This window comes from Testudinibacter sp. 'clade 2' (assembly GCF_006227735.1).
Lineage (GTDB): Bacteria > Pseudomonadota > Gammaproteobacteria > Enterobacterales > Pasteurellaceae > Chelonobacter.
Map to the genome: position 1 here is coordinate 1 of NZ_VDHB01000075.1, position 3,800 is coordinate 3,800.

Consider the following 3,800-nt stretch of genomic DNA (forward strand, 5'->3'; position numbering starts at 1 on the left):
GGCGTACTGGGTCAATGGCGGGGCGACCATTATTATGGCAATAGAGATGAGCCACTTCATCGCGAATAAATTCAAAATCAATGGCTTGGTCGATTTTGCGCACTAAATGGTCTTTCGGCACGAGTTGTTCAAGCGTGACCATTTCGAGTTTGGATTGATTAGAGGGAGGCAGCTTTAACATCGGAAACTCCTTAAAAGGCTTTTCCTTATTAGATCAAAGTCCTAGTAAAATGTCTAGGACTTTGTCAGCAGTCTGAAAGATCAACAGACCCTAGGGTCTGTTGATCTTTGTTTATAATTTTTATGCTGGAAGATCGTTTCTGTTTCATGCTCGTTAGCATTTTCTGTTTGTTAATATACGCATCAACCCGACTATCCAATCTTGACCAACGCCCCCGAAAGAGGGCATTATATGTACATAACTGCTAGAGGAGAAAGAATTATGACTATGCAACTATCATTAGCTACGGAACATGCGCTTCTTTCAAAAAATCGCATATTAGAAAATATGTTAGATGAGCTCGCTGAACGGGAGCAAGATCGTTTAGCAGCCCAGCGTATAGACGAAGTTATGGCACGGGTACGTAGCGGTAAGGAAAAAACGTATACCGCCGAGGAGTTCGCCGAATTAATGAGGGCTGAGGGTTATGACATATAGGCTGGTTATATCTGACGCTTTTAAAAAAGACCTTAAAAAGATAGATAGAACTCAAGGCGAGAGAATCCTCGCCTTTCTTTTTGATAATATCAATGGATGTGAAGACCCTAGAGTGTATGGCAAAGCACTGAAAGGCGGTTTAAGAGATAAATGGTCTTACCGAGTAGGCGATTACAGGATATTAGCGCACATCGATGACGGTATAGTTACCGTGACCATAGCAGAAGTCGGACACCGTAAACAAGTTTATAAAAGGAGATAATTAACGTGCGTAATACAGTTGAAGTTGAAATCTCACCTGAGCTTCAGGCTAAGATTGACGATACAAAAATTCGTATGGGAATTAGCCACTTAAAATATTCAGACCATGTCATCAAAGCATTATTTGAAGCAATGATTTGGGAAGAGGAGGAAAAGCCCGGCGGGCTAGAAGCAACTCTAAAAAATCACACAGACAACTAATTTGGCATAGTAGACAAAATGGTGGCTAATTTTGTCTACTATACCTATAAGACACCAATCACTGAAGTTTTTTTATTGCCTTTTCTCTTGTCAAAGTCGCATAAATCAATATCGAGCCCATACGATAACCAAAAACCGCACTTTACATGTTAATTGCAAAGTGCGGTTGCGGCTTAATTGGCTTTAAAGCAAAATACCGTGGTTTTGTGGTATCGTTCGCCAGCGTTGCTAATGCCGCCATATTTAAACCATTCCGGGTGGTTTGGGGTGTCGGGGAGGGCTTGGGTTTCGAGGGCGATGCCGGCATGGTTGGCGTAAACACCGCTAGTGCGGTTTGGGGTGTCGGCGAGGAAGTTGCCGCTGTAAACCTGCACCGCCGCTTGATCGGTGAAAATCTGTAGTATCAGGTCGCCATTGCTAGCGCTGAGTTCGATTTGCGGTTGTTCACCGAGGCTTGGGCAGTCGAGCAAAAAGGCGTGATCGTAACCAGCAACGATTTTTTGATCGGCATCGTGCAAGAAATCCTGTGCGATCGGCTTACTTTGGCGGAAATCGAAGCCGCTGTTTGCCACGGGTTTTAACGGTTCTTTCGGAATGCCTTCAGCGTCAACCGGCAAATAATACGCAGCATTTATTTTTAAGCGATGTTGAAGTGCGGTTTGCTCGGCACTTTCGCCGTCTAAATTAAAATAGGCATGGTTGGTTAAATTGAGCGGTGTGTCTTGATCGCTTAAAGCGCTATATTCAACCACAACCGCATTGTCTTCACGCAAGCTGAACCGCACTTTGGTTTCCAAATTGCCCGGAAAACCTTGATCACCATCGCCTGAAAACAGGCTGAATTGCACGCTGTGCGCTTGCTGATCGCTGATTGTCCAACGTTGTTGTGCAAATCCGACACTGCCGCCATGCAACTGGTGTTTGCCTTGTTGGTTGGCATCCAGTTTATAGTGGTTGCCGTGCAAGCTGAATTCGGCATTGGCAATCCGGTTGGCAAACCGCCCGACGCTGGCACCCAGATAAGCGCCCTGCACTACATGCAGTGCCACGGTGCTACAGCCTAAAACCACCTCACGTAGTTGTTGTTGGATCGGCACTTGGCAGGAGAGCCACGTGGCGCCCCAGTCAGTTAAGCGAATCTGCATCCCGTTGCTGTTTTGCAAGGTAACCAGTTTAAACGGCTTGCCGTCGGCGGCAATTTCACATTCAGAGACGGTTATCATAGCACGCTCACTCCGGCTGAGGCATGGCACACATAAAAGGTCTCTTTTAAACCGGTGCGTTTTTCATAATGCTCAGCAATATTTTTACGCACGGCTTCGATCTTATCTTGCGGCGCCAGCGCTACAATACAACCGCCAAAACCGCCTCCGGTCATGCGTGCCCCGCCGCTGTTGCCAATCACTTGTTGTGCCAGCTCCACCAGATAGTCCACTTCCGGCACTGTGATTTCAAAATCGTCTTTCATTGAAACGTGAGATTGCCCCATCAACACGCCCAATTGTTGCAAATCGCCTTGCTTCAGCGCTGCCACTGCATCTAACACCCGCTGATTTTCAGTGATGACGTGTCTGGCACGTTTGGCGACAATCGGGTCAAGTGCGGTCAACTCAGCTTCATGCTGTTCAAATTGGGCAATTGATACATCACGCAGCGCTTTCACGCCGAAAAATTCGGCGGCTTGTTCGCACTGTTGACGGCGGCTGTTGTATTCTCCGGCAACCAAATCGTGTTTCACATTGGAGTTGACGATCATCACGGCAACGCCTTGCGGCACCGGCACTGCTTCCGTTTCCAAACTGCGACAGTCAATTTTCAGCAGATGATCTTGTTGCCCTAATGCCGAGATCAATTGATCCATATTGCCGCATTGACAACCGACAAAACGGTTCTCAGCTTTTTGCCCGATTAAGGCGATTTCAACTAGGCTTAAATCCAAATCACCGACAATTTGACAGAATTTTCCAGTTGCCACTTCCAGCGCAGCGGAAGAACTTAAACCGGAAGAGAGCGGAACATTACCGCTGATCGCCAGATCGGCACCGATTTTGAAATCCGGGCATTTTTCTTGAATATATTTAACCACGCCACGCACATAACCGGTCCATTTGTAGTCTCCGGCGACATCAAAGTGCGGTTCAATCGGCTGGCTCAAATCAAATTCGTCCCATTGTTGTAAGTCGGTGGCATAAACCCGAAATATACTGTCCTCTCGTTTCGCGCCGCTGATTGCCGTGCCGTAATCAATGGCACATGGCATCACGAAACCGTCGTTATAATCGGTATGTTCGCCGATAACATTCACACGACCGGGCGCATAAACCAGCACTTGTGGTTGATATTCAAATTGATCGATAAAGGCTTTCTGAGCTTGCTGTTGTGGTGTCAATTGTGCTGTCATTTTGTTATCCTCATACTGTCATTAAGGTTATCATTATCAGGTGTATTTGCTTTTGTTTGTGGCGCTTTTGTTTTTGGCGCTATTGTTAGCTTTATTTGGCTTTATAGTGAATATCACTCAATTGCGCCAAACGTGCCGCAGCCTGTTCAGGGGTGAGATCACGCTGTGCTTCTGCCAACATTTCGTAGCCGACCATAAATTTTCGAATTGTCGCAGAACGTAATAACGGCGGGTAGAACACTGCGTGCAGTTGCCAATGATCCAAAGTGCGGTCGTCTT

The 3,800-nt window shown here is 46.6% G+C and carries 6 protein-coding genes and 1 pseudogene; 3 read left to right on the forward strand and 4 right to left on the reverse strand.

The annotated features are described in order from the left end of the window. A partial coding sequence (locus FHQ30_RS06805; protein ID WP_500692252.1) for a transposase occupies positions 1 to 181 on the reverse strand: 181 nt, incomplete at its 3' end. 261 nt (positions 182 to 442) lie between these two features. Here FHQ30_RS06805 and FHQ30_RS06810 point away from each other — a divergent pair. Genes FHQ30_RS06810 through FHQ30_RS06820 form a run of 3 tightly spaced genes read left to right on the forward strand, consistent with a single transcriptional unit; the run spans position 443 to position 1,120 of the window. Continuing rightward, complete coding sequence (locus FHQ30_RS06810; protein WP_139615072.1) at positions 443 to 658, forward strand: hypothetical protein; 216 nt, start codon at positions 443 to 445, stop codon at positions 656 to 658. Then, entirely contained in the window at positions 648 to 920 is a 273-nt protein-coding gene (locus FHQ30_RS06815) for a type II toxin-antitoxin system RelE family toxin (protein WP_139615071.1), read from the forward strand. The genes FHQ30_RS06810 and FHQ30_RS06815 overlap by 11 nt, the downstream gene beginning before the upstream one ends. A 5-nt stretch (positions 921 to 925) precedes the next feature. Beyond that, positions 926 to 1,120: a hypothetical protein gene (locus tag FHQ30_RS06820; RefSeq protein WP_139613058.1), complete on the forward strand. Its 195-nt coding sequence runs from the start codon at positions 926 to 928 to the stop codon at positions 1,118 to 1,120. Between the two features lie 173 nt (positions 1,121 to 1,293). Here FHQ30_RS06820 and galM read toward each other — a convergent pair whose 3' ends face one another. From galM to FHQ30_RS06835, 3 genes and pseudogenes are all read right to left on the reverse strand, one after another. After that, the gene (gene galM, locus FHQ30_RS06825; protein WP_139612328.1) at positions 1,294 to 2,343 is read right to left on the reverse strand and encodes a galactose-1-epimerase; all 1,050 of its coding nucleotides are present in this window, start codon (positions 2,341 to 2,343) and stop codon (positions 1,294 to 1,296) included. After that, entirely contained in the window at positions 2,340 to 3,509 is a 1,170-nt protein-coding gene (galK, locus tag FHQ30_RS06830; protein WP_139612330.1) for a galactokinase, read from the reverse strand. The genes galM and galK overlap by 4 nt, the downstream gene beginning before the upstream one ends. Positions 3,510 to 3,612: 103 nt before the next feature. Then, positions 3,613 to 3,800, reverse strand: a pseudogene (locus FHQ30_RS06835) (galactose-1-phosphate uridylyltransferase); the annotation flags it as partial.